Source organism: Amycolatopsis sp. WAC 04182 (genome assembly GCF_003947465.1).
In the GTDB taxonomy this organism is placed as follows: domain Bacteria; phylum Actinomycetota; class Actinomycetes; order Mycobacteriales; family Pseudonocardiaceae; genus Amycolatopsis.
On record NZ_QHJJ01000005.1, the window covers coordinates 534,603 to 557,509 of the forward strand.

At 69.2% G+C, this 22,907-nt stretch carries 21 protein-coding genes; 13 read left to right on the forward strand and 8 right to left on the reverse strand.

The window, feature by feature from the left end; all coding sequences use genetic code 11:
* Positions 1–123: 123 nt before the first annotated feature.
* From DMH01_RS28630 to DMH01_RS28640, 3 genes are all read left to right on the forward strand, one after another.
* Positions 124–777: a ferritin-like fold-containing protein gene (locus DMH01_RS28630; RefSeq protein WP_034313407.1), complete on the forward strand. Its 654-nt coding sequence runs from the start codon at positions 124–126 to the stop codon at positions 775–777.
* Between the two features lie 60 nt (positions 778–837).
* The gene (locus DMH01_RS28635; RefSeq protein WP_005167610.1) at positions 838–1,068 is read left to right on the forward strand and encodes a DUF3107 domain-containing protein; all 231 of its coding nucleotides are present in this window, start codon (positions 838–840) and stop codon (positions 1,066–1,068) included.
* Positions 1,069–1,182: 114 nt separating this feature from the next.
* Positions 1,183–2,463, forward strand: coding sequence for a heparan-alpha-glucosaminide N-acetyltransferase domain-containing protein (locus DMH01_RS28640; RefSeq protein WP_125680278.1), 1,281 nt, complete (start codon positions 1,183–1,185; stop codon positions 2,461–2,463).
* 112 nt (positions 2,464–2,575) lie between these two features.
* On the opposite strand, the gene DMH01_RS28645 is transcribed toward DMH01_RS28640, so the two are convergent.
* Positions 2,576–2,902: a DUF4873 domain-containing protein gene (locus DMH01_RS28645; protein WP_125680279.1), complete on the reverse strand. Its 327-nt coding sequence runs from the start codon at positions 2,900–2,902 to the stop codon at positions 2,576–2,578.
* A complete protein-coding gene (locus tag DMH01_RS28650) occupies positions 2,899–3,666 on the reverse strand; it encodes a TetR/AcrR family transcriptional regulator (protein ID WP_125680280.1) in 768 nt (255 codons plus the stop codon). The genes DMH01_RS28645 and DMH01_RS28650 overlap by 4 nt, the downstream gene beginning before the upstream one ends.
* Before the next feature lie 50 nt (positions 3,667–3,716).
* On the opposite strand from DMH01_RS28650, the gene DMH01_RS28655 reads away from it, so the two are divergent.
* Complete coding sequence (locus DMH01_RS28655) at positions 3,717–4,625, forward strand: diiron oxygenase (RefSeq protein ID WP_199745661.1); 909 nt, start codon at positions 3,717–3,719, stop codon at positions 4,623–4,625.
* The gene (locus DMH01_RS28660; protein ID WP_125680282.1) at positions 4,622–5,545 is read left to right on the forward strand and encodes an alpha/beta fold hydrolase; all 924 of its coding nucleotides are present in this window, start codon (positions 4,622–4,624) and stop codon (positions 5,543–5,545) included. Before DMH01_RS28655 ends, DMH01_RS28660 begins: the two co-directional genes overlap by 4 nt.
* Positions 5,546–5,753: 208 nt before the next feature.
* On the opposite strand, the gene DMH01_RS28665 is transcribed toward DMH01_RS28660, so the two are convergent.
* Positions 5,754–6,290, reverse strand: coding sequence for a carboxymuconolactone decarboxylase family protein (locus tag DMH01_RS28665; protein ID WP_125680283.1), 537 nt, complete (start codon positions 6,288–6,290; stop codon positions 5,754–5,756).
* 157 nt (positions 6,291–6,447) lie between these two features.
* On the opposite strand from DMH01_RS28665, the gene DMH01_RS28670 reads away from it, so the two are divergent.
* Together DMH01_RS28670 and DMH01_RS28675 are read left to right on the forward strand one after the other, a co-directional pair.
* Positions 6,448–7,488: an amidohydrolase family protein gene (locus DMH01_RS28670; protein ID WP_125680284.1), complete on the forward strand. Its 1,041-nt coding sequence runs from the start codon at positions 6,448–6,450 to the stop codon at positions 7,486–7,488.
* Between the two features lie 35 nt (positions 7,489–7,523).
* On the forward strand, positions 7,524–8,945 hold the full coding sequence (locus DMH01_RS28675; protein ID WP_125680285.1) for an amidohydrolase family protein: 1,422 nt from the start codon (positions 7,524–7,526) through the stop codon (positions 8,943–8,945).
* Between the two features lie 71 nt (positions 8,946–9,016).
* On the opposite strand, the gene DMH01_RS28680 is transcribed toward DMH01_RS28675, so the two are convergent.
* Entirely contained in the window at positions 9,017–9,640 is a 624-nt protein-coding gene (locus tag DMH01_RS28680; RefSeq protein WP_125680286.1) for a TetR/AcrR family transcriptional regulator, read from the reverse strand.
* 281 nt (positions 9,641–9,921) lie between these two features.
* Between DMH01_RS28680 and DMH01_RS28685 the strand changes: the two genes are divergently transcribed.
* The 3 genes from DMH01_RS28685 (at position 9,922) to moeZ (ending at position 13,334) form a co-directional block, all read left to right on the forward strand.
* Positions 9,922–10,779 (forward strand): alpha/beta fold hydrolase, encoded by an 858-nt coding sequence (locus tag DMH01_RS28685; RefSeq protein WP_199745662.1) that lies wholly within the window; start codon positions 9,922–9,924, stop codon positions 10,777–10,779.
* 81 nt (positions 10,780–10,860) lie between these two features.
* Positions 10,861–12,036, forward strand: coding sequence for a DUF3152 domain-containing protein (locus DMH01_RS28690; protein WP_125680287.1), 1,176 nt, complete (start codon positions 10,861–10,863; stop codon positions 12,034–12,036).
* Between the two features lie 119 nt (positions 12,037–12,155).
* A complete protein-coding gene (moeZ, locus tag DMH01_RS28695) occupies positions 12,156–13,334 on the forward strand; it encodes an adenylyltransferase/sulfurtransferase MoeZ (protein WP_034313402.1) in 1,179 nt (392 codons plus the stop codon).
* A 544-nt stretch (positions 13,335–13,878) separates the two neighbouring features.
* On the opposite strand, the gene DMH01_RS28700 is transcribed toward moeZ, so the two are convergent.
* Positions 13,879–14,847: a hypothetical protein gene (locus tag DMH01_RS28700; RefSeq protein WP_125680288.1), complete on the reverse strand. Its 969-nt coding sequence runs from the start codon at positions 14,845–14,847 to the stop codon at positions 13,879–13,881.
* 105 nt (positions 14,848–14,952) lie between these two features.
* Here DMH01_RS28700 and DMH01_RS28705 point away from each other — a divergent pair, with 105 nt between their 5' ends.
* Positions 14,953–15,750 carry a TIGR02569 family protein gene (locus DMH01_RS28705; protein WP_125680289.1) on the forward strand — a complete coding sequence of 266 codons (798 nt, stop codon included), beginning with the start codon at positions 14,953–14,955 and terminating at the stop codon, positions 15,748–15,750.
* Here DMH01_RS28705 and DMH01_RS28710 read toward each other — a convergent pair whose 3' ends face one another.
* The 3 genes from DMH01_RS28710 to DMH01_RS28720 are packed head-to-tail and all read right to left on the reverse strand — an operon-like array spanning position 15,751 to position 19,211.
* Positions 15,751–17,994, reverse strand: a complete 2,244-nt coding sequence (locus DMH01_RS28710; protein WP_125680290.1) for an ABC transporter permease — start codon at positions 17,992–17,994, stop codon at positions 15,751–15,753. It abuts the gene before it with no gap.
* On the reverse strand, positions 17,991–18,671 hold the full coding sequence (locus tag DMH01_RS28715; RefSeq protein WP_125680291.1) for an ABC transporter ATP-binding protein: 681 nt from the start codon (positions 18,669–18,671) through the stop codon (positions 17,991–17,993). Before DMH01_RS28715 ends, DMH01_RS28710 begins: the two co-directional genes overlap by 4 nt.
* 15 nt (positions 18,672–18,686) lie before the next feature.
* Positions 18,687–19,211: a PadR family transcriptional regulator gene (locus DMH01_RS28720; RefSeq protein ID WP_125680292.1), complete on the reverse strand. Its 525-nt coding sequence runs from the start codon at positions 19,209–19,211 to the stop codon at positions 18,687–18,689.
* Positions 19,212–19,391: 180 nt separating this feature from the next.
* On the opposite strand from DMH01_RS28720, the gene DMH01_RS28725 reads away from it, so the two are divergent.
* Both DMH01_RS28725 and DMH01_RS28730 read left to right on the forward strand, forming a co-directional pair.
* Positions 19,392–21,461, forward strand: a complete 2,070-nt coding sequence (locus DMH01_RS28725) for a molybdopterin oxidoreductase family protein (protein WP_233621695.1) — start codon at positions 19,392–19,394, stop codon at positions 21,459–21,461.
* Entirely contained in the window at positions 21,458–22,885 is a 1,428-nt protein-coding gene (locus tag DMH01_RS28730) for an FAD-dependent oxidoreductase (protein ID WP_125680293.1), read from the forward strand. The genes DMH01_RS28725 and DMH01_RS28730 overlap by 4 nt, the downstream gene beginning before the upstream one ends.
* Positions 22,886–22,907 lie beyond the last annotated feature (22 nt).

Genomic DNA, 22,907 nt, shown 5'->3' on the forward strand with positions numbered 1-22,907 from the left:
TCCGTCGTATCCGGCGGCCAGTCTACCTGATCTGCGGTTTTTCGATAGCCCCAGGCGCGCCGACGAAGGTGGGATCGGTCTCTTCACCACCCCGGAGGTGTGTTCGGCGATACCCTTTCCGCCGTGACGGAGGCAAAGCAGATCAGTGAGGGCGTAGTCGATTTGCTCGGCGTACTCGCCTATGGGGAATTGTCCGCATTCGATCGCATGGCCGAGGACGCGCGCACCGCGCCGACGCTGTCCGGCCGGGCCGCGCTGGCGTCCATGGCGGCCGCCGAGATCGGGCACTACGACCTGCTCACCAAGCACCTCGCGGGGCACGGCGTCGCGATCGAGGACGCGATGCGGCCGTTCGTCGGGCACATCGACGCCTGGCACGCCTCCACGGCGCCGCGCTCCTGGCTCGAGTCACTGGTGAAGGCCTACGTCGGCGACGGGCTCGCCGCCGACCTCTACCGCGAGATGGCCAGCTGGCTCGACCCCGAGACCAAGGATCTGGTGCTCACCGTGCTCGCCGACACGGGGCATTCCGCGTTCGCCGAGCGCGAAGTCGCGGCCGGGATCGAGGCCGACCCGAAGGCCCGGGACAAGCTCGCGCTGTGGGGTCGCCGCCTGCTGGGCGAGGCGTTGACGCAGGCCCAGTACGTCGTCGCCGAGCGGGACGGGCTCGCCGAGCTGATCGTCGAGGGCTCGGGCGACCTTTCGGGAATCGCCGCGCTCTTCCGCCGGTTGCAGCAGGGGCACACCAAGCGCATGCAGGTGCTGGGCCTCGGCTGAGGTCACTTCGGCTAGCCTTGGCGCACCAGTAAATTTCGAACTTTCAAGCGGAGGTCCCACGTGGAGGTCAAGATCGGCATCAAGGACACGCCGCGGGAGCTCGTGGTGTCCAGCAGCCAGTCGCCCGACGAGGTCGAGGAACTGGTCGCGAACGCCTTGAGGGCCGGCGACGGGATCTTCCGCCTCGACGACGAAAAGGGCCGTAAGTACATCGTGCCCACCGACCGGATCGCCTACGTCGAGATCGCGCCGTCGGATGTTCGCAAGGTCGGCTTCGCTGTTGGTGGCTAACCCGATCGGGTTGTAGTCGGATGTCACAGTGGCGTCACTGCCGCGTCTCAGCCAGCTCTCAGATTTGATCGTCACGCTAAGGCGGGGACGGCAGGGGGCTAGCCGAGAAATGAGGTGGACGGCGTCACTGTGATGGACCGCGCGCTGGTCGACGGCGCGCGCACTGTTCCCGAACAAGGCAAACGGGTCGCTGGGCGGCTGACCGGTATCGACGTCGCCCGCGGCCTGGCCGTACTCGGCATGTACGCGGTGCATGTCGGCCCCGATCCGGCCAAAGGCGGCGTCGGGGTGCTGTTCAAACCGTTCGAAGGCCATTCCGCGGCGTTGTTCGCGGTGCTGGCCGGAGTCTCGATCGCGCTGATGTCCGGCGGACGCCGTCCCAAACAGGGCCGCGACCGGACCCGCGTCGCACTCAAACTGGCGACCCGCGCCCCGCTCCTGGTGGCACTGGGGCTGTGGCTGACCAGCCTCGAGACCGGCTACATGGTGATCCTGGCCTACTACGGGGCCTGCTTCCTCTTCGCGATCCCGTGGCTGCGCGCGGGCGCGAAGGCGCTCTCGATCGCGGCGGTCGTCGTCGCCGTGGCGGGCCCGCTGCTCTCGCATCTGATCAGGGCACAACTGCTTCCCCGCGACCTGCTCTTCTTCGCGCCGGACCTGACCGCGGACGACGTCACGTCGACCGGGCTGCTGAAGGCCGCGACCGTCCTCGTCCTGACCGGCACCTTCCCCGCGTTGACGCTGATGGCGTACGTGTTCGCCGGGATGGCGATCGGGCGGATGGACCTGACCTCGCGCAGCGTGTGCCGGCGGCTGTTCTTCGGCGGATCCGCGCTCGCGGTGGGCGGGTATGTCGTTTCCTGGATCGCGACCGGGCCGCTCGGCGGCATGCAGGCCGTCCACCGCTCGCTGGAACCGGCCGCCGCGCAGATGGGGATGACGCCGCCGGAATTCCTCCGGCTCCACCAGACCTGGATCCACGGCACGCCGCCGACCACCAGCTGGGCCTGGGAACTCCTGCCGACGGGGACCTCGTACACGCCGTTCGACCTGCTGATCTCGATCGGGATCGCGGCGGCGGTGATCGGCGGCTGCCAGTTGCTGATGCCGAAGTTCGATCGCGTGTTGCGGCCGCTTTCGGATCTGGGCGGGCGGGTGCTCAGCGCGTACGTGCTGCATTTCGTGGCGATCGCGCTGCTGTGGGACGAAAGCGACGGCGACTCGATCTTCAGCGTGCTGCACTTCGTCGAGTTCTCGGTGGTCGCGCTGACCGCCGCGGTGCTGTGGCGGAAGTTCGTCGGGCGCGGGCCGCTGGAATGGGCGATGAACAAGCTGTCGAGCTGGCCGAAGTACCTGGTGCCGCGTGCTCGGGTGCCCGCTCAACGGCAGGGCTGACCTGCGGAGTGGTAGCAAAGGTCCCTTGCTCTCCGCGCTCTCGGGAAGTACATGAAGGCCCCCTTCCTTGCGCTAGACGCAAGGAAGGGGGCCTTCATGTACTTCCGCCTGGTCAGGCGTTGAGTTCGTTCAGTTCTTCCAGCGAGGTCGGCACGTGGAAGGGCGGCGTGCTGGTGCCCATGATGCGGTAGCGGTCCCACGGGTCCGGGTCGGAGAGTTCGCCCTTCGCGCTGTACTCGCCCGCGCGGATCTCGACGGCGGTCTTCTTGCCGCCGGCGGCCGCGGACACCTGCTCGTTGGTGGCGACCCGGCCGTACCAGCGGTAATACCCGTCGATGGGCTGGAAGTAGCCCCTCAGTTCGACCGTGGTCGCGATCTCGGTCCCGTCGATCACGAGGACCGCTTCGCCGGCGTAACCGTCTTCGTCGTGCTCGCTCATTTCGCCTCCGATTCCTTCCGCATCTGGACGACCTTGTTCTCTTCGAGCGGCAGGTTCGGGTCGATGACGATGCCCTGCTGCCGGGAGAGGCCGTCGATCGCGGCCCAGATGATCTGCGTCAGGTACTCGACGACGCTGTCGCGGCCCATCGAACGCCGGTCCAGCCACCATTCGCCGGTGCTCTGCACCATGCCGACGATGCCGTGCGCCCACGGTTCGGCGGCGCCGGAGTCCATGTTGAACATCCGCATGTAGTCGCCGAGCAGCGCGGTCAGCGCGGTGGCGATCAGTTCCTTGTCCTCGGCGACGACGTCGGCCTTGACGACCACCTTCTCCTGAAGGCCGCCGCGCGCGAGCAGGCGGTACAGGTTGGGGTGCTCCTCGATGACGCTGAAGAACGCGTCGAGCGCCATCCGGATCCGGGGGACCGGGGCGAGTTCGGAGTTGATGGCCGGGATCAGCCGCTGGAAGAGGATCTCCGTGCCGCGCTGCCCGAGCGCGACGTACAGATCCGCCTTGTCGTCGAAATGCCTGTACAGCACGGGTTTCGTGACGCCCGCTTCGGCGGCGACGTCTTCCATGCCGAGGTCCGGCCCGTGGGTGTCGAGCGCGCGCAGGGCGGCCTCGACGAACTCCGCGCGGCGCGCGATCCGGTGCTTGCGCCAGCGGTCGCGACGGGCGTCACCCGTGTCGGCCTCACCCGCTGTGGGGTGCTTGCTCGACTGCTTGCTGTTGCGCTTGACACGTTCGATCACCCAAGTCATGCTACCAGAGGTAACTGTTACCACGAGTTACAGATAGGGGTGTGTCGGCAATGACGCGGGCGCTGAAAGAAACAGACCGGGAGAAGACGGCCGAGCGGCTGCTCAAGTCCTCCGCGAACAAGTTCTACGATCCCGACGTCGACATCGACTGGAACGCCCCGCTCGTCGACGGGAAGCGCTTCATTCCGGCCCACCGTTCTTCGCTCTACGGCACCGAGTTGTGGGACTCGCTGTCCGAAGAGCAGCGCATCGAACTCGGCAAGCACGAAGTCGCGAGTGTCGCCACGACGGGCCTGTGGTTCGAAATCCTCCTGATGCAGATGCTGCTCAAGGAGGTCTACGAAGAGGACCCGACCAGCTCGCACGCCCAGTACGCGTTGACCGAGATCGCGGACGAATGCCGTCACTCGACGATGTTCGCGCGGATGGCCTCGCGGATCGGCTGCCCGAACTACGGGCCGGTGCCATGGTTGCGGCGCCTGGCGAAACTGATGCCGACGATCAGCTACGGCCCCGCGCGCTACGGCGCGATCCTCGTCGCCGAAGAAGTCCTCGACCGGCTTCAGCGCGAGCAGATGAACGACCCGGACATCCAGCCGCTGGTGCGCATGGTCAACCGGATCCACGTGCTGGAGGAAGCCCGGCACGTCACCTTCGCCCGCGAAGAGGTGACTCGCGGAATGGCGAAACTGTCGAAGAAGGAGATCCTCTACCAGCAGTTCATCATCGCGCTCATTTCGTACTTCGTGACGCGGGCCTTCATCAACCCGAACGTCTACAAGGCCGTCGGCATCCGTCCGCGAGACGGCGTCGAGGCCGCGCTGAACAACCCCAACTGGCGCGAAAGCATCCAATGGGCCGGCGAGAAGATCATGCCGTTCCTGCAGGAATCCGGTCTGGTCGGCAAGCCGGGCATGTACTTCTGGCGCAAGTCCTTCCTGCTGCCGGGGAAGCGATGAAGAGCGTCAAGCAGCGCGACGCCGTCTCGTGGGACCCGTCGCGGGAACACCGGTTCGTGACGGGCGACGGCACCGCACTGCACGTCGAGACGAGCGGCCCCGCCGACTCCGAACTCACGCTGGTGCTCGTGCACGGCTGGACCCAGGACCACCGGACCTGGGACGGCGTGGCGTCGCGGCTCGGCGACTCCGTCCGGATCCTGCGCTACGACCTGCGCGGCCACGGCGGTTCCGCGCCGGCGAAACCGGGGACGGCCACGATCGCCACCCTCGCCGACGACCTCGCCGAGCTGATCGAAGACCGCGTCCCGAACGGACCGCTCGTGCTCGCCGGGCACTCCATGGGCGGTATGACGATCATGGAACTTTCCCGCAGGCATCCCGATCTCGTGGCCCGGCGCGTCGCAGGGGTCGCGTTCGTCGCCACCTCGTCCGGTGAGATGGACCGGATCACCCTCGGCCTGCCGGGGATCGCGGGCAGCGGCGCGGCGAGGTTCGAACGGAGGCTCGCGAAGCTGCTCGCGAAGAACCGCCGTGACGCCTTGCCGTTGCCGCTGTCGGTGGTGCGGCCGGGTGCCCGGCTGCTCGTCTTCGGGCGCCGGCCCACGCGGGCCGATGTGGACTCGGTCGCCGAACAGCTGCTGTGCGCGCATCCGGCGAGCGTCGCTGGTTTCCAGGACGCGATCTCGCGGCACGACTGCCGGGTCACGCTGGCCGCGCTGCAGGGCAAACCGGTGGTCGTGCTCGCGGGGGAGCGGGACCGGCTCTGCCCGCCGCCGCACGCCAAGGTCATCGCCGACGAGCTGCCGGAGGCGGAGTTCGTGCGCTATCCGGGCGCCGGGCACATGCTGCCGCAGGAACGGGCGCAAGAGGTTTCGGACCGCATCGCCGCCCTCGTCCGCCGCGCCGCGAGGGTCTGAGAAAAAGGGAGCAAGGGACCTTTGCTACCGCTTCTCTCGACATTGAGACAAGTGGTAGCAAAGGTCCCTTGCTCCCTTTTCGCAGGTCAGCGGCTCGGGCGGCGCGCTGGAGCATGTCGCGAAAGCCACTTTCGGGACATCAGACGTCGCGAAAGTGGCTTTCGCGACGTGTGGGGCGGCCCGGCGGTAGCAAAGGTCCCTTGCTCTCTCAGAGGTTCGTGTAGCCGTGCTCCAGGAGGCGGACTCCGGTCTCCCGGTAGGCGTCCTGGTCGTCGACGGCGACGGTGGCCAGCCCGTCGACGTAGCGGTTGAACATGCAGAACGCGGCGGCGATCAGGACCGTGTCGTGGATTTCGACGTCCGTCGCGCCCTCCGCGCGGGCCATTTCGATGAGATCCTCGCCCACGGCTTTCCCGCTTTCGCGGACGGCGAGCGCGACGTGCAGGAGCGCCTTCACCTTCGCCGAGATGGGGGCGCCGTCGACGTCCTTCCAAGCCGCTTCGACGACCGGCATGCCGCCTTCGAGTGCTTCGGCGGCGACGGCGGCGTGACTGCGTGAGCAGAACGTGCAGTCGTTACCGCGCGAGACGACCGCGCCGATCAGTTCGCGTTCGCCCACGCTGAGACTGCTCGGGCCGCGAAGCAGGACCTCGGCGAGTTGCCCGAGCGGCGCGGCCGTCTCCGGCCGGTAGGCGAACAAAGCCGTGATGCCGGGCAGGTTCTCATCGAGCGCGATGTGGGGCATGGCTTACTCCTCGCGGATCGGTGACGCGGTCGTTCGATTCATAGCCGAAATCCGGCCCGGTCCGGTGCCTTTGGAGCGAACTGAGCACGAGCAAAGGTCTTCTCACGAGGCCGCCGTCCGTGGTTGAGTCGGGTCGACCACTCACGAGGGGGACACCGTGACCGTCAGAGTCCGGGGCCGCGCGTTGCCCGATGGCGAGTACGTCGATCTCTACGCCGACGGCGACCGCTGGACGTCCGATCCGGTTCCGGGCGCGGAGCTGGTGGCCGAGGGTTGGCTCCTGCCGGGGCTCGTCGACGCCCACACCCATCCCGGAGCCGAAGAACCCGGCGATCCGATGGACGAGGAAATCCTGCGGGCCGACTTGAACCGGCATGTCGACGCCGGGGTCACGATGATCCGTTCGCCGGGGCTGCCCGGTGAGCCACCCGAGTGGTTCGGTGCCGAGCCAGGACTGCCCCGCGCGGTGCACGCCGGTCCGTGGATCGCCCAGCACGGCGAGTTCTTCGACGGCTGGGGTCGCCGCGCCACGCACGCGGAGCTTCCCGCGCTCGCCGCGGAGCAGGCGAAACGCACGGGCTGGGCCAAGATCATCGCCGACTGGGAGACCGGGGACGACGCCGTGCCGTCCGACGTCCTGACCGCGGCCGTCCAGGCGGTGCACGCGGTGGGCGGGCGGCTCGCGGTGCACTCCCAGCACGCCGCCGGCGGTGAAGCCGCGGTGGCCGCCGGAGTCGATTCCGTCGAGCACGGAATGTGGCTCGACCCCGGCTACCTGCCGGACATGGCGGCCCGCGGCACCGCGCTCACGCCGACGCTTTCGGTGTTCCAGGCGGCGCTGGGGAGGATGCGGAACCGGGAGGACACCCCGCGGAAACGCTGGTTCGTCAGCGGGGCGGAGGCGCATCCCGCGCTGATCGTGGCGGCGGCCGAGGCGGGCGTGAAGATCCTCGCCGGTACGGATTCCCGGCCGCACGGTGGAGTCGGCGACGAAATCCGCGCGCTGGCGGAGGCGGGGCTCCGACCGCACGACGCCCTCGCCGCGGGCTCTTGGGCCGCGCGTGAGTATCTGGGGTTGCCCGGGCTGGTGCCGGGAGCGCCCGCGGATGCCGTCGTCTACGCGGAGGATCCGCGTCAAGACCTCGGACAGCTGGAGCACCCCGTCGCGGTCGTTTTGCGAGGCGTCCGCGTCAGGTGAGCTAACGTGATCTCATCGACTGGGGAGTTGAAACGATGAAGCAACGTGGATCAATTCTGTCCGTCTTCACCCTCACCATCGCCGCGGTTCTCGGCGCGGCCCTGCTCACGAACCTCGGCGGCGAAACCACCGAAGCCGGCGGCGACGCCGAATTCTCCGGCGCCGGCCGCGTCGTCATCCGGGACGCGTCGATGGTGCTCACGATGGATCCAGGCCTCGGCGAAGGGCCGCTCGGCGCCCTCGCCGACGCCGATGTCGTGCTGGAAGGCACCAAGATCAAGCAGGTCGGCAAGGACCTCGACGCGGGTTCCGCGAAAGTCGTCGACGGCCGCGGCAAGATCGTGCTGCCGGGATTCGTCGACCTGCACAACCACCTGTGGCAGTCGCTCATCCGCGGCTGCGCGGCCGACAGGGAACTCATCGGCTGGCTCGGCAAATGCGTCATCCCGTTGTACCGCGCGCCCGTGACCGACGCGGACGCGTACGCGGGCACGAAACTCGCCGCGGCCGACATCGTCTCGACCGGCATCACCACGGTCACCGACTGGTCGCACGCGTTCAACACCGACTTCGCCCAAGGCGGTCTCCGCGCGCTCGGCGAGTCGAAGCTGCGGTTCCTCTACTCCTACAACGGCACCACCGATCCTGCCCTGCAGAACGAGATCCGCCGTGTGAAGCGCGAGGTCATCGACCCGAACCCGTTGGCACGCCTGCAAATCGGCACACATCCGTCGACGGGGAACTTCCCGAGCGTCGAGGCCTCGGAGAAGCTCGCGCGCGAACTCGGTGTCTCGCTGAACGTGCACCTGCTCGAATCGAAAGCCGATCTGACGGCGGGGCAGATGGACGCGCTCCGGCGGGCGAACGCGCTGCATCCCGGGCTGGTGGCGAACCACGTCATCCAGACCACCGACGCCGACCTCGACGAGCTCGCGGCCGCCGGAGTCAGCGTGGCGCACAACCCGCTCTCGAACATGCGGCTCGCGTCCGGGGTGATCCGGTTGCCGGAGATGAAGAAGCGGAACATGAAGGTCGGGCTCGGCCTCGACGGCGGCACCAACGACACGAGCGACATGTTCAACGTGATGCGCGCGGCCGTCGGTCTCCAGCGGGCGACGACGACGGATCCGGCGGTCTACCCGACCACGGCGGACGTCCTGCGCATGGCGACCCTCGGCGGCGCCGAAGCGCTCGGGATGGACAAGGAGATCGGGTCGCTGACGCCGGGCAAGCGGGCGGATCTCCAGCTGGTCGACGCCCAGGCGGTCAACTTCGCGCCGAAGGTGGACTGGGTGAATCAGCTGGTCTTCAACAGCCAGCCCGCGAACGTCTCGTGGGTGTTCGTCGACGGCCGCGCCCTCAAGCGCGACGGACGCGTTGTCGGCATCGACACCGCGAAGGTCGTCGCCGACGCCCAGCTTGCCGCCGACCGCCTGAAGAAGCTCCTGCCCCAGTGACCCCACGCAATTCGTCCTCTGAATGCGGTAGTTGCACGCGCAAGGACCGCATTCAGAGGACGAAACGCGGGTCAGTGCTGTAGCGGGAAGCCACCGCCGATACCCCGCCAGGCGAGATTGGCGGTGAGGGCGACGGCCTCTTCGCGGCTCATCGACTTGTGGTGCGCCAGCCAGAACCGCGCGCTGACCTGCGAGAGGCCCACGAGGCCGACGGCGAGCAGCCGGGCCTTGTCCTCGTCGAGGCCCGCGTCGGCGGTGATGGTCTCGGTGATCGCGTCGACGCTGGCCGACGTCGCCCGGTCCACCGCCTCCTGCACGGCGGGCTCGCCGCGCAGGTCGGACTCGAAGACCATGCGGAACGCGCCGGCGTCGTTGTTGACGAAGTCGAAGAACGCGCCGACGGTCGCCGGCACACGCTGCTTGTTGTCCGTCGTGGAGTCGAGCGCGTCCTTGACCCGCCGCACCAGTTCGTCGACGTGGCTCTCCAGCAGCGCGATGTAGAGGTCGAGCTTGCCGGGGAAGTGCTGATAGAGGACCGGCTTGCTGACTCCGGCCTCTTCGGCGATCTCGTCCATCGCGGCGGCGTGGTATCCGTTCGCGGCGAACACCCGCTGCGCGGCGGCCAGCAGCTGGGCGCGGCGTTCCGTTCTGGGCAGGCGTACACCTCGGGCCTGCAGTCGCGCCATGTCTGTCATCGTTCCTCCAGTTCGAGGCACTCGTCTCCGCCGAGAACGCAGAGCGCAGTCGAGCGGGGCTCCACGGGCGGGGTCACCACCGCGTGAAGTGAGGTCGAGATTACTCGCCGGTACAGCCGGACCGCCAAGGGTCAGGCATCCTTGATGCTGTGTCTTCTCCAGTTTCCCGTGCCGCCGGGGGCCGCCCGCCGCTGACCCACGTGCCGCTGTCGCGCAGGTCGTTGCCGTCATTGGAGCCCGCGCCGCCCCCTTGGCCCGGGGAAACAATAGGTGTCGCCGGGGTGAAATTGCACATCCGCCGGACACCGGGCGGCCCGGAGACGGCCGTCTACGTCCACGGGCTCGGCGGTTCGTCCACGAACTGGACCGACCTCGCCGCGCTGCTGGCACCCCAAGCGGGAGGCACGTCGGTCGATTTGCCGGGCTTCGGCTATTCGGAGCCGGCCGACGGGTTCGACTTCAGTCTCGACTCGCACGCCGAGATCGTCGCGAGTCACATCGAGAGCCTCGACGCGGGGCCGGTGCACTTGTTCGGCAACTCGATGGGCGGCGCGGTCGCGCTGCTCGTCGCGGCCCGCCGTCCGGAGCTGGTGAAGACGCTGACGCTGATCTCGCCCGCGATGCCGGATCTCCGGCCCAGCATGAGACGGCTGTCCGACCCGCGGATGGCGTTCGCGTACCTGCCGCTGATCGGTCCGCGGGTGCGGCGGCAGCTGGCCGCGCTCGGCCCGCGGGAACGCGCCATGCAGGTCATCAAGCTGTGCTTCGCCGACCCGAGCCGCTTCGCCGCAAGCAGGCTGGACGAGCTCGAAGAGGAGCACAGCGCTCGCGCCGCCTTCGAGTGGGCCGCGCCCGCGCTGGCTCGCAGCACCTTCGGCATCTTCCGCACGTGGTCCGCCCGTGGGCCCGCGTCGCTGTGGGCGGTCGCGCCTGCCGTCGACGCGCCGACGCTCGTCGTGTGGGGGCAGCACGACCGGGTGATCTCCGTCCGGCGCGCCGAGCGCACCGCTCGGCTGATTCCGCACGCCCGGTTGCTGGTTCTGCCCCGAACCGGCCACGTGGCGCAGATGGAACGCCCGAATGTCGTAGCGAAGGCCGTTTTAGGCATGTGGGAATCGGTCGAATCGGGCACCTGGTAGCCCATTCGGGTGGGCGGGACACGCCCCGCGAACCGCCGGTCGCTCACAACATCACAGTTCGGTTATGGCACCCTGGTGCGCGTGGACCGGGTAAAGCAAGGCGCGCAGGGCGAAGGTCGGCGGTCTCAGTACTCCGCCTCCGCCCGTCGTCCGTCGCGCCCCCAGCCCCGGACCACCGACGCGCCGCGCACCGGGCAGTACCGGCCGACGCCGCCGCCGTCGCAGCGGCTCGACGAGGACCGCTACCGTCCCGGCGGCCGCCGGACCAGCGCCCAGCCACTCAGCGCCTCCTGGAAGCCGCACGAGCCCGGCGCCGCGAAGACCGCCAAGCGCAAGGGCAAGGGCGGCATCGGCCAGTTCGCCAAGACCTACGGCTGGCGCGTGTACGCGCTGCCGATCCTCGTGGTGATCACCGCGCTGGTCGTGTTCAACACCGCCACCGGCCCGCCGGAGCCGATCGCCACGGACGGGGCGAGTCTCGCTTCGGCCGATGGATCCGACGGTTCGGCCGGCAACGGAGGCGAGCCGGGCGCCGGTGTGGACGGGGGCGGCGACGTCCTCCCGGAGAACCCGGCCAAACCGGTCGACCTCAAGATCCCGACCGCGGATCTCCCCAAGGGCGGCGACTTCACCGAGTCCGGCCAGGGCACCTATCACGTGGTGCCGGGCAAGGGGGAGAAGGTCGGGACGGGCCAGCTGTTCACCTACACCGTCGAGGTCGAGGACGGCATCGATCCGTCGAGCTACATGGGGGACGACAGCTTCGCCAGGTCGGTCGAGGAGACGCTGTCCAATCCCCAGAGCTGGACGTGGGACGGGAAGAAGGCGCTCCAGCGCGTCGACGCGAGCTTCCCGAACCCCAGCTTCCGGGTGAGTCTCACCACACCGAACACGACGCACCGCGCGGACGTCTGCATGTTCCAGATCACCTATGAGACCTCGTGCTACCGGTCGAGCTTCGACAAGCGCGTGGTGATCAACCTTGCCCGCTGGGTGCGCGGAGCGATGGCGTTCCAGGGCGACATGGTCTCGTACCGTCAGTACGCCATCAACCACGAGGTCGGGCACGCCCTGGGCGGAAAGCACGTGGGCTGCAAGGAGAACGGCGCGATCGCCCCGGTCATGATGCAGCAGACCTTCGGCGTCTCCAACGACTTCGTCGCGCAGCTGAACGATCTGCCGGGCGGGGACCGGGGCAAGGTGCCCGCCGACGGCAAGGTCTGCAAGCCGGGTTCCTGGCCGAACCCGCAACCCTAGTCTCCGTCGTCTCACTTGCTGGAACCTTCCCAGGTGCTGGGACAGGGGAAGGCGTTCGGGTCTTTCCGTGTTGTAGATACTGGGATGCGACCCGCGATCCACGCGAGATGGAGGACCCGATGTCAGGCACGCTGCCGCCGCTCGTCGAGCCGGCCGCCGAGCTCACCAAGGAAGAGGTGGCCCGGTACAGCCGTCACCTGATCATCCCGGACGTCGGGATGACCGGGCAGAAGCGGCTGAAGAACGCCAAGGTGCTGGTCATCGGTGCCGGCGGCCTCGGCAGCCCGGCGCTGCTGTACCTCGCCGCGGCCGGGGTCGGCACGCTCGGCATCGTCGACTTCGACGAGGTCGACGAATCGAACCTGCACCGCCAGGTCATCCACGGCCAGTCCGACATCGGCAAGCTGAAGGCGGCGTCCGCGCAGGAGTCGCTCGCCGAGATCAACCCGTTCGTCAAGGTGCACCTGCACACCGACCGGCTCGAGTCGTCCAACGCGCTGGAGCTGTTCGAGCAGTACGACCTGATCCTCGACGGCACCGACAACTTCGCGACGCGCTATCTGGTCAACGACGCCGCCGTGCTCACCGGCAAGCCCTACGTGTGGGGCTCGATCTACCGGTTCGAGGGCCAGGCGAGCGTGTTCTGGGAGGACGCGCCGAACGGCAAGGGCCTCAACTACCGCGACCTCTACCCCGAGCCGCCGCCGCCCGGCATGGTCCCGTCGTGCGCCGAGGGCGGCGTGCTGGGCGTGCTGTGCGCGTCCATCGGTTCGATCATGGTGAACGAGGCGATCAAGCTGATCACCGGCATCGGTGAGCCGCTGCTGGGCAGGCTCGTCAGCTACGACGCGCTGGAGATGAAGTACCGCGAGGTCAAGATCCGCAAGGATCCGGAGACCCCGAAGATCACCGAGCTCATCGACTACGAAGCGTTCTGCGGTGTCGTGTCCGACGAAGCCGCTTCGGCCGCTTCGGGCCACACGATCACTCCGGCGGAGCTCAAGGCCAAGTTCGACAACGGCGACAACTTCGCCCTCATCGACGTCCGCGAGCCGCACGAGTACGAGATCGTGAACATCAAGGGCGCGACGCTGATCCCGAAGGACAAGATCCTCTCGGGCGAGGCGCTGGCGGAACTGCCGCAGGACAAGCCGATCGTGCTGCACTGCAAGTCGGGTGCGCGTTCGGCGGAGGCGCTCGCGGCGCTGCACAAGGCCGGGTTCAAGGACGCGACCCACCTCGGCGGCGGCGTGCTGGCCTGGGCTCGGCAGATCGATCAGAGCCTGCCGACTTACTGAGGTTTCGCGGAAGCGCGTGAAGGCCCCCTTCCCTCGGCTCAGCCGAGGGAAGGGGGCCTTCACGCGCGAAGTGGGAGCAAGGGACCTTTGCTGTCGTTAGTTAGTGCGCTAACGAACGCTAGCAAAGGTCCCTTGCTCTCTTTTGGGCGCGGCGGGGTCGTGAAGGCCACCTTGCCTGCCCTTCGGGAGCGGGGCTCGGCAAAGGCTGGATCTCCGAACGGGACAGTTGGCAGAGGGCCTGTACGGACGGTGTCCACGAAGGACGCCAGATGGCAGGTAAATGTCCGTTTGATGCTTATCTGTACGGTTTTGTGGCAGGGTCGTGAGTGATAAGGGCGGTTCTAACCCTCCATATCACTCACGACCCCTTTGTAAAACGCCCGAATCGGGCGCAGCCGCCCCGATAATGTCCTCTGTGGACAGTCGGGAAGTGGCTGGAGACGATGTGAAGGTAGGGAAGGAGGCCTTCGCGGACTCTGGGTCCCTCAAGGGGCCTTCACGGAACGCAGGTACCTAAGGCGGTAGCAAAGGTCCCTTGCTCCCCTCAGTAGCCGACGGACCGGCCCACGAAGATCGCCCGCACGAACTCGGCGAACTCCGCGACGACGTCCGTCCGGTTCCCGGCGGCCGCCTTCGGCACGGCGGCGATGATCTCGGCGTCGGTCAGCGGATGGGTCTTCCCGGCCAGTTCGCGGAGCTCCTCGGGTTTCCAGTTGTGGTTCCCCGCGAGGTGCACCGACAGCGCGCCGCGTCGCTGGATGAACTCGATGCGGTCCGCGTTCCGCCGGATGAACTCGCCTTCGCCGACTTGAGCGCACGTCGCGTTCTCGAGGCGCCAAGCGGTCTTCACCGACGTCTCGCAGCTCTCGACGGCGTCGGTCGCGAAGGTCCAGACGGGCGAGACCCACAGCTGAGGCGCGTACTCGACGATCAGCGCGCCGGAGTCTTCGGTCGTCTTCGTCGGGAGTCGCTGAGGGCCGAGGTCCGCCGCGAGTGTGCGATCACGCGGGACGCCGGTCGCGGCGAGGCGCCGTGCGGGGGTATCCGGAGGCAGCGACGCGGGGACGGCGATCCCGCCCGCGATCAGCGCGACCAGGAGGACACCTGCGCCGATCCGCGCGCGGAGGTCACGCGTGAACAGCCCGGCGACGAGCAGCACGGGCACTCCGAGGAACGGCACCGCGAACCACGGGTCGAACGCCTCCGCCACTTCCAGCACGAAGATCGCGCCGAAAACACCGCAGATCCCGGTCGCGAAGGCCCATGCCAGCCGCGGCCAAGGTTTCGCGACGGACGGAAAGGCCTCCGGTGCCGCGAAACCGATGAGGTAGACCACGCCGATCGCCACGAGCGGCACCGGCGACGCGATCCAGGGAACGTGCAGGAACGCGGCGAGCGGGAGCAACAGGCCCACGGTGAGTGCCCCGAGCGTGCCGAGCAGCCACAGCGAGCCGAGCGCGAGCGCGGCGAGTTGCCCGTCGGTGAGGCGGCGCTGCGCCGTTCGGGGGATCACGGTCGAAGAATGGCAGGTCAGAAGCGATCCTGTCTTGAGTATCGCTACTCAAGACCAGCGCGTCTTCTCGTTCGTGGCGCGGAAGACGGGGTAACGTGCCCAGCCGTGCGTGCCACCCTTGAAAGCCCTCCGGAACACGTCTGTTCGGCGTTCGGCGGACGTACCGGTGACGCGGAACCGCTGCCGGGAACGACCGCCTGGCGCTACAACGATCTCGTGCTCAAACCCGTCGTCGACAAGTCGCGGACCCTGTGGACGGCCCGGGCGCTGGAAGCCGTCGACGAGCCGGGGCTGCGGGTCGCGAAGCCCGTCCGGTCCAGCGACGGCCGATGGATCGTCGGCGGCTGGTCGGCGAACCGGTTCGTCTCCGGCACGGCGGAGCACCGGTACGACGAGGTCGTGCACGCGGCGGTCAAACTGCACCGCGCGACGGCCGGGTTGCCGCGGCCGGATTTCCTGGGACGGCGCACCGATATCGAGGCGCTGGCCGACAAACTCGCTTGGGGCGAGGCGGAAATGCCCCTCGACGAGAACAAGGGCGGCCGCTGGTTCGAGGTGCTGGCCGGTTCGCGAAGACCGGTCAAACTGCCGGACCAGGTCGTCCACGGGGAGCTTCTCGCCGGCGTGCTCTTCGACGGCGACGCGGCCCCCGGCATCGTCGATTTCGTGCCGTACTACCGGCCGGGTGAATGGGGCGCCGCGATCGTCGCGGTCGACGCGCTGGCCTGGGGCGGCGCCACCATCGATCTCCTCGAACGCTGGGCGCATCTGCCCCAATGGCCCCAGCTTCTCCTGCGGGCGGTGCTCTTCCGGCTCGCCGCCAACGCCCTCGACCCGCGGTCGACCCGGGCGGCGCACGACGGACTCCGTGCCGCCGCCCGGGACGTGAGCGCCGTGCTGTAGTCACTCGGTGCGCAGGTTCTCCGTCCTCGCCGCCGCGCGCACGGACGGCACCGTCGACGCCGTCACCAGCAGCACCATCGCGATTGCCGCCGCGGCGAGCATTCCGACCGCGGACCAGTCGACGTACAACCCGTCCCAGAACAGCCGCCTGCCCAGCGCGGCGACGGCGATCCCGGTCACCGTCGCGATCACGATGCCCACCAACAGCGGAATCCCGTTCTGCCACAACAGGGACCGGACGATCACCCGCACCGGCACGCCGGTGGCGGACAGTGCCCCGAGCGCCCGGCGCCGTTCCCGGACCTGTTCCTGGGCGAGCACCAGCAGGCTCACCCCGGCCAGCAGCAGGATCGACAACGCGCCGCCGAACAGGATGGTCCGCACGTCGTCGTACATCCGCGCCTCGTCGGAGACCCGCTTTTCGTTGAAGGACGCCACGGCGACCTGCCCGCTGTACGGCGCCACCGAGTTCCGCACCAGTTCGACGAAGTCCGGATCCCCGGTCGTGCCACGCAGGCTCACCGTGACCGGCGCGACGGCCAGGTCGACACCCGTCATCGCGGCAGGCGTCGCGAGCACGTGCGGCTGGAGCTGCTCGGCGAGCCCCGGCGGCTTCAGGCCGAGCGGGCGGGGCGTGGCCGGAACGGTCCAGGCCCGCTCTTTCTTGTCGTTGTCGGTGAGCTTCACCGACTGTCCTTTGTGGAGAGAGGTGGGGTCGGCGAACACGTCACCGTCGCGGCAACCGGTCGCGGTGGTGACCGCTTCGATCGTGGCGCAGTCGGCGACGGCGAGCGAGGCGAGCGCGCCGTCCGCGCGGTGCGCGTCGACGAGCATCGAACGCATGGTCTGGAAATCCGCCGCGCCGGGAACCGCGCGGACCGCGGTGATCGCCTGATCGGCCACCGAGCCGTCGGCATGGACGGTGATCCGGTCATCGGTCCTCTCCTGGTAAACGGCCGCCGGCGTCGACTGGCCCGCCAACAGGCTCTGCAGTGCGATCACCCCGGCGATCACCACGCAGAGACCCGCGACCACCCGGGCCGGGGTCCCGCTGTCGTTCCTCAGGCGGCGGATCGCGAGCTGGAACGACGGCGGCCCGCCCTTGATCCGGGCGACGACGCGCTCCAGCAGCCACGGCAGCACCGCGGGTATCCCGAGCATCAGCAGCACGGCACCGGCGATCAGCGCCATGCGGCCGAGTTCGCTCGCGACGCTGAAATCCGGGGCTATCAAAGCGATTCCGACGACGATCGGCAGCAGCCGCCACCACAGACGCCGCTTCGGCGGCACGGTTTCGCGGACGACTCCGAGCGGTTCGACGATCGTGTGCCGCTGGGCCGCCCAAGCCGCCGCCACGGTCAGGGTGGGGATCACGAGCACGATCAGCGCCACCAGCGGCCACGGCGGCGTCAGGTCCGCCGGGTACACCCCGAACCGGAACACCTGGAAGTCCGCCACCACGCCGCGGAAGAGCAGGAACGCCGCGGCACCGACGATCAAGCCCGTCACGGCGCCCACGAGGGATTCCGCCGCGGTGATCCGGTGCAGCTGCTTGAGGGACGAGCCCGCCAGCCGCAGCGCGGCGAGCCGCCGGTCGCGGGCCGCGCCGCCGAGCCGGGAGATCGTTCCGACGAAGATGAACACCGGCGTGAGCAGGACGAACAGGCCGACCAGCAACAGCGAGAGGATTCCCCGTTCGAACGGCTTTTCGTAGCCGGGACTGGAACCGAACGCGTAGGTCGGAACGCCGTTCCGCGGATTGTCCGTGCCGGCGTAGACGACGAGATCATTCGGATTGAGCACGGCTGCCGCATCGATGATCCCGACCGGCTTGCCGGGCAGACGGGGCCGCAGCAGGCCGCTGGTGTCGGCCGCGACGAGTTCGTCGAGCTTCGGTGAAAGGAAGACCTCGCCCGGCGCGGGCACCCGGTTTACGCCCGGCGGGATCGGCGAGTTCGGCCCCGTGGCTTGAAGATGGACGAGCGAGATCGCCTGACCGCGGAAGTCGGTCGTCGTCGCGTGGTGGTTCAGCGGTGCGACACCCGGGATCGGTTCGTACCGTGGGGAAGCGGCGTACGCCCGCTGGTCGCGGTTCTCCTTGACGGTGCCCGCGGAGGCGCCGATCAGGAGGACCGCGACCGCGAGCCCGATGCCCATCGTGCTCAGGACGAGCCTGACGATCGAGCCCCGGCCGCCCCCGACGGCCAGCCGGAACCCCAACATCAGGTCTTCGCGCCCGGTCATCGGGTGACCACCGGTTCGCGTGTCCGGCCGTCTCGCACGATGACCTCCCGGTCGGAGTAGGCGGCCACCCGCGCTTCGTGGGTGACCAGGACGACGGCGGCGTCGGTCTGCTTCGCCGTTTCGGACAGCAAACGCATGACCAGCTCTCCGCTGAGCGTGTCGAGCGCGCCGGTCGGTTCGTCGGCGAAGATCACCGACGGCTCGGTGACCAGCGCCCTGGCCATGGCGACCCGCTGGCTCTGCCCGCCCGAAACCTGGCCGGGTGTGCTGTCGCCGGCGTCACCGACCGCCAGCCGGTCGAGCCAGGTCCGCGCGATCCGCTCGGCGGGACGGCGCTTCAGCCCGCCAAGGCGCAACGGCAGCGCGACGTTCTCCAGGCAGGTCAACTCGGGCACGAGCTGCCCGAACTGGAAGACGAAGCCGAATTCGGTGCGCCGCAAGGCGCTGCGTTCGGTGTCGGACATGCTCGCGAGATCGCGCCCGCGGAACAGCACCTGACCCGCGTCGGGACGCACGATTCCGGACAGGCAGTGCAGCAGTGTCGACTTCCCGGAGCCGGAGGGGCCCATGATCGCGACGATCTCGCCGGCTTCGAGCGTCAGCCCGGCCCCGTCGAGCGCCTGGTTCGGGCCGAAGGCCTTGTGCAGGCCGAGCCCGTGTAACAACGGTGTTTCCACTGTGTGGTCCCCAGATCAGCGCGCCAGCTGGCGCGCGAGGTCGTCGAGGCGGGCGGCGGTGAGTTCCAGCCATCGCAGATCCGCTTCCAGGTGGAAGAGCGCGTGGTCGCAGATCAGCTGGTCGGCGAGGTCGCCGTCGGTCTTGCGGGCGGTGAGCTCGCGCATGGCGCGCAGGTGGGAGCTCCGCTGGGCGTCGAGCAGATCCTGGGCGCCGCGGCCGGACAGCAGCGCGAGCACGACCTTGGTGTAGAGCGTGTTCTGCAGGTAGACCGAGGGACTTTCCGGGCTCTTCAGCCATTCCTCGACGTTGGTGACGCCTGCCTCGGTGATCGCGTACCGCTTCCGGTCCGGGCCGCCGCCCGCCTCGACGCCGTTCTCCTCGACCAGGCCGTTCTTCAGGAGCCGGTTCAGCGTCGAGTAGACCTGCCCGTAGTGCAGCGGACGGTCCTGCCGGAACTGCTTGTCATACAGCTGTTTGAGGTCGTAGCCGTGTTTCGGACCGGCTTCGAGCAGGCCGAGCAACGTGTTCCCGATGGACATGCGGGCGACTATACACAGCGTGTATACGCACGGTCTATACACGCGGTGCATAGTTCGCGGGGTCTCACGGTGTGACGTCCGCCGGCGGCGGGCAATGTCAAACGCCTGAAACATTCAGGAGTTTTCAGGTAACACGGCCTACCTACCTTCAAGCGCTATCGACGCCTGGAGGAGGTGCCCGTGCCGCTCGCCGCCCCCACCGTGACCGCGGTGGACACGCACTGCCCGTACTGCGCCCTGCAGTGCGGGATGAGCCTCGACGGCGCCCGGGTCGCCCCGCGCGACTTCCCGGTCAACGCCGGCGGCCTGTGCCAGAAGGGCTGGACGTCGGGGGAGCTCCTCACCTCGCCTTCCCGCTTGACGACGCCGCTGATCAGGGTCGACGGCGAACTCCGGCCCGCGTCCTGGCCACAGGCCCTCGACCTCGTCGCCGAGCGGCTCACCGAGATCCGCGCGGTCAAGGGGGCCGACTCGGTCGCCGTCTTCGGCGGCGGCGGACTGACCAACGAGAAGGCGTATCTGCTGGGGAAGTTCGCCCGGGTCGCGCTGGGCACCTCGCAGATCGACTACAACGGCCGGTTCTGCATGTCGTCGGCGGCGGCCGCCGGGATCAAGGCGTTCGGCGCCGACCGCGGGATGCCGTTCCCGGTCACGGATCTCGCCGACGCCGACGCGGTGCTGCTCGTCGGCGCGAACCCGGCCGAGACGATGCCGCCGTTCACCCAGCACCTGCGGGGCGCCGACCTGATCGTCGTGGACCCGCGCCGCACGCCGACCGCCGAGCTGGCCGGGCTGCACCTGCAGCCCGCGCCGGGTACCGATCTCGCGCTCGCGCAAGGCATCCTGCACGCCGTCGTCGCCGACGGCCTGCTCGACAAGTCCTATGTGGTCTCGCGGACGAACGGCTTCGAAGAGCTGTGGCGTTCGGTCGCGGCCTGGTGGCCGGAGCGCGTCGAGCAGATCACCGGCGTGTCCGCCGCGGACCAGCGTCGTGTCGCCGCCAAACTCGCCGCGGCCCGCAACGCCTACGTCCTCACCGCGCGCGGCACCGAACAGCACGCCAACGGCACCGCGATGGTCAACGCCTGGATCAACCTCTCGCTCGCTCTCGGCCTGCCGGGCCGCCGAGGTTCCGGCTTCGGCTGCCTGACCGGGCAGGGCAACGGCCAAGGCGGACGCGAGCACGGGCAGAAGGCCGACCAGTTGCCCGGATACCGCAAGATCGACGATCCCGCGGCCCGCGAGTACGTCGCCGGAGTGTGGGGTGTGCCGCCGGAATCCCTGCCAGGGCCGGGCTGTTCGGCCGTCGAGCTGCTGGAGGCGCTCGGCACCGAAGACGGGCCGAGCGCGCTGATGGTGTTCGGCAGCAACCTCGTCGTTTCCTCGCCCGGTGCCGGGAGGATCCAGGACAAAGTGTCCTCTTTGGACTTCCTGGTGGTCTCGGACCTCGTCCTGTCGGAGACGGCGGCGATGGCCGACGTCGTCCTGCCGGTCACCCAATGGGCCGAGGAGGACGGCACGATGACCAACCTCGAAGGCCGGATCCTCCTGCGCCGCAAGGCGATCGACCCGCCGGCAGGAGCGAAGACCGATCTCTACGTGCTTTCCGAGCTCGCTCGCCGGTTCGGCCAGCCCGAAGGCCGGTTCCCGACGGACGCCGAGACGGTCTTCACCGAACTCCGTCAGGCGTCCAAGGGCGGTGTCGCCGACTACTCGGGCATCACCTACGACCGGCTCCGTGACGGCGAAGCCCTCTACTGGCCCGTCCCCGCGGAATCGCATCCCGGCACGCCGCGGATGTTCCTCGACCGCTTCGCCCACCCGGACGGCCGCGCGCGGTTCGTCCCGGTGGACCACGTCGGCCCGGCCGAGCTGCCCGACGCCGAATTCCCCTTGCAGGCCACCACGGGCCGGGTCCTGCAGCACTACCAGTCCGGGGCACAGACCCGGCTGGTCAAGGAGCTGAACGACGTCGTAGCGGAGGCCTTCGTGGAAGTTCATCCCGACACCGCCGCACGGGCGGGGCTGGCCGAGGGAGACCTCGCCGTCGTGCGCTCCCGGCGCGGCGAGACCGTCGCCCGGGTCCGCTGCGTGGCGTCGCTGCGCCCCGACCTGGTGTTCCTGCCGTTCCACTTTCCCGGTGAGGGCAGGGCGAACCTGCTGACCAACCCGGCGCTCGACCCGACGAGCCGGATGCCCGAGTTCAAGGTGTGCGCGGTCGCGCTCGCCCCGGCCGAGGCCGTCGCGTGAGCCCCCGGTCGGTGGTCATCGCCGGATACGGGATGGCGGGCGCGCGGCTCGCGGACGACATCCGCCGCCGCGATCCCGACGGTGAACGTGTCCGGCTCACCGTCGTCGGCGCCGAGACGCACACCGCCTACAACCGTGTGCTCCTGTCGTCGGTGGTCGCCGGCACCATGCGGCCCGAGGTCGTCCGGCTCCACGACGACGACTGGCCGTCCCGTACCGGGGCCGATCTGCGCCGCGGGGTCGCCGCGACCTCGATCGACCGCGCGGCGCGGCGCGTGCACCTCGACGACGGGTCCACTGTGGACTATGACGCGCTCGTGCTCGCCACCGGGGCGAACCCGTGGATGCCGCCGGTCGAAGGGCTCGAACCCGGCCCGGACGTCGTCGCGTTCCGCACCCTCGACGACTGCGCCCGTATCCTCGACGCCGCCAAACTGGGCGCCCCGGTCGCGGTGCTCGGCGGCGGGCTGCTCGGCCTGGAGGCCGCGCGGGGCCTCGCCGGACGCGGGAATCTCGTCACCGTCGTGCATCCGATGCCGCACATCATGGAACGCCAGCTCGACGCGGAATCCGCACGGGTGCTGACCAGGAAGCTCGAAGAACTCGGCGTCGCCTTCCGGCTCGGTGTCGGGGCCGCGCGTTACGTCAGTGGCGACGGGCTCAAACTCGACGACGGCACGCACGTCCCCGCCGATCTCATCGTCGTCTCCACCGGTGTCCGGCCCGAGACGAAACTGGCCGTGGACGCCGGGCTGACCGTCGAGGGCGGCATCGTCGTCGACGATCTGCTGCGCACCAGCGACGGCCGGATCCACGCGATCGGTGACTGCGCCAAGCATCCGGGCGCGTTCGGCGGGCTCGTGCAGCCCGCGTGGGAACAGGCCGCCGTCGTCGCGGATCTGGTCACCGGCACGAAATCCGCGTCACGCTATCGCGGGACCCAGGCGGTGACGCGGCTCAAGGCCCGCGGCATCGACCTCACCGCGCTCGGCGAGACGATGACCGGCGCGGACGACCCGACCGCCGAAGTGCTCACCTTCAGCGACCCGGCGGGCTGCCGCTACGGGAAGCTCGTCATCCGGGAAAACCGGGTGGCCGGCGCGATCCTGCTCGGCCTGCCCGACGCGGCCGCGACGATCACGCAACTCTACGACCGGGGAACTCCGGTACCCGAAGACCGGCTGGCGGTCCTTTTAGGACGATCACTGCCGCCCGGGGCGCCGTCGGCGGCGAGCCCGGCCGATCTGCCCGCGTCGGCGGTCATCTGCCGCTGCAACGCGGTGACCAAGGGGCGGCTCGTCGAAGCGTGGCGCGGCGGCGCCACCGACGTTCCTGCCCTCGCCGGGGCGACCCGCGCGACGACCGGCTGCGGCGGCTGCAAGGACGCCGTCGGCGGGGTCGCGAAATGGCTGGCCGCCCAGTGAACCCGAACGCATCCACCAAGGA

Coding starts and splice junctions, on each gene's coding strand:
- DMH01_RS28645 (WP_125680279.1), bottom strand. CDS start 2,902: ATGAGCGAGCACGACGAAGACGGTTACGCCGGCGAAGCGGTCCTCGTG.
- DMH01_RS28650 (WP_125680280.1), bottom strand. CDS start 3,666: ATGACTTGGGTGATCGAACGTGTCAAGCGCAACAGCAAGCAGTCGAGC.
- DMH01_RS28655 (WP_199745661.1), top strand. CDS start 3,717: ATGACGCGGGCGCTGAAAGAAACAGACCGGGAGAAGACGGCCGAGCGG.
- DMH01_RS28660 (WP_125680282.1), top strand. CDS start 4,622: ATGAAGAGCGTCAAGCAGCGCGACGCCGTCTCGTGGGACCCGTCGCGG.
- DMH01_RS28665 (WP_125680283.1), bottom strand. CDS start 6,290: ATGCCCCACATCGCGCTCGATGAGAACCTGCCCGGCATCACGGCTTTG.
- DMH01_RS28675 (WP_125680285.1), top strand. CDS start 7,524: ATGAAGCAACGTGGATCAATTCTGTCCGTCTTCACCCTCACCATCGCC.
- DMH01_RS28680 (WP_125680286.1), bottom strand. CDS start 9,640: ATGACAGACATGGCGCGACTGCAGGCCCGAGGTGTACGCCTGCCCAGA.
- moeZ (WP_034313402.1), top strand. CDS start 12,156: ATGTCAGGCACGCTGCCGCCGCTCGTCGAGCCGGCCGCCGAGCTCACC.
- DMH01_RS28710 (WP_125680290.1), bottom strand. CDS start 17,994: ATGACCGGGCGCGAAGACCTGATGTTGGGGTTCCGGCTGGCCGTCGGG.
- DMH01_RS28720 (WP_125680292.1), bottom strand. CDS start 19,211: ATGTCCATCGGGAACACGTTGCTCGGCCTGCTCGAAGCCGGTCCGAAA.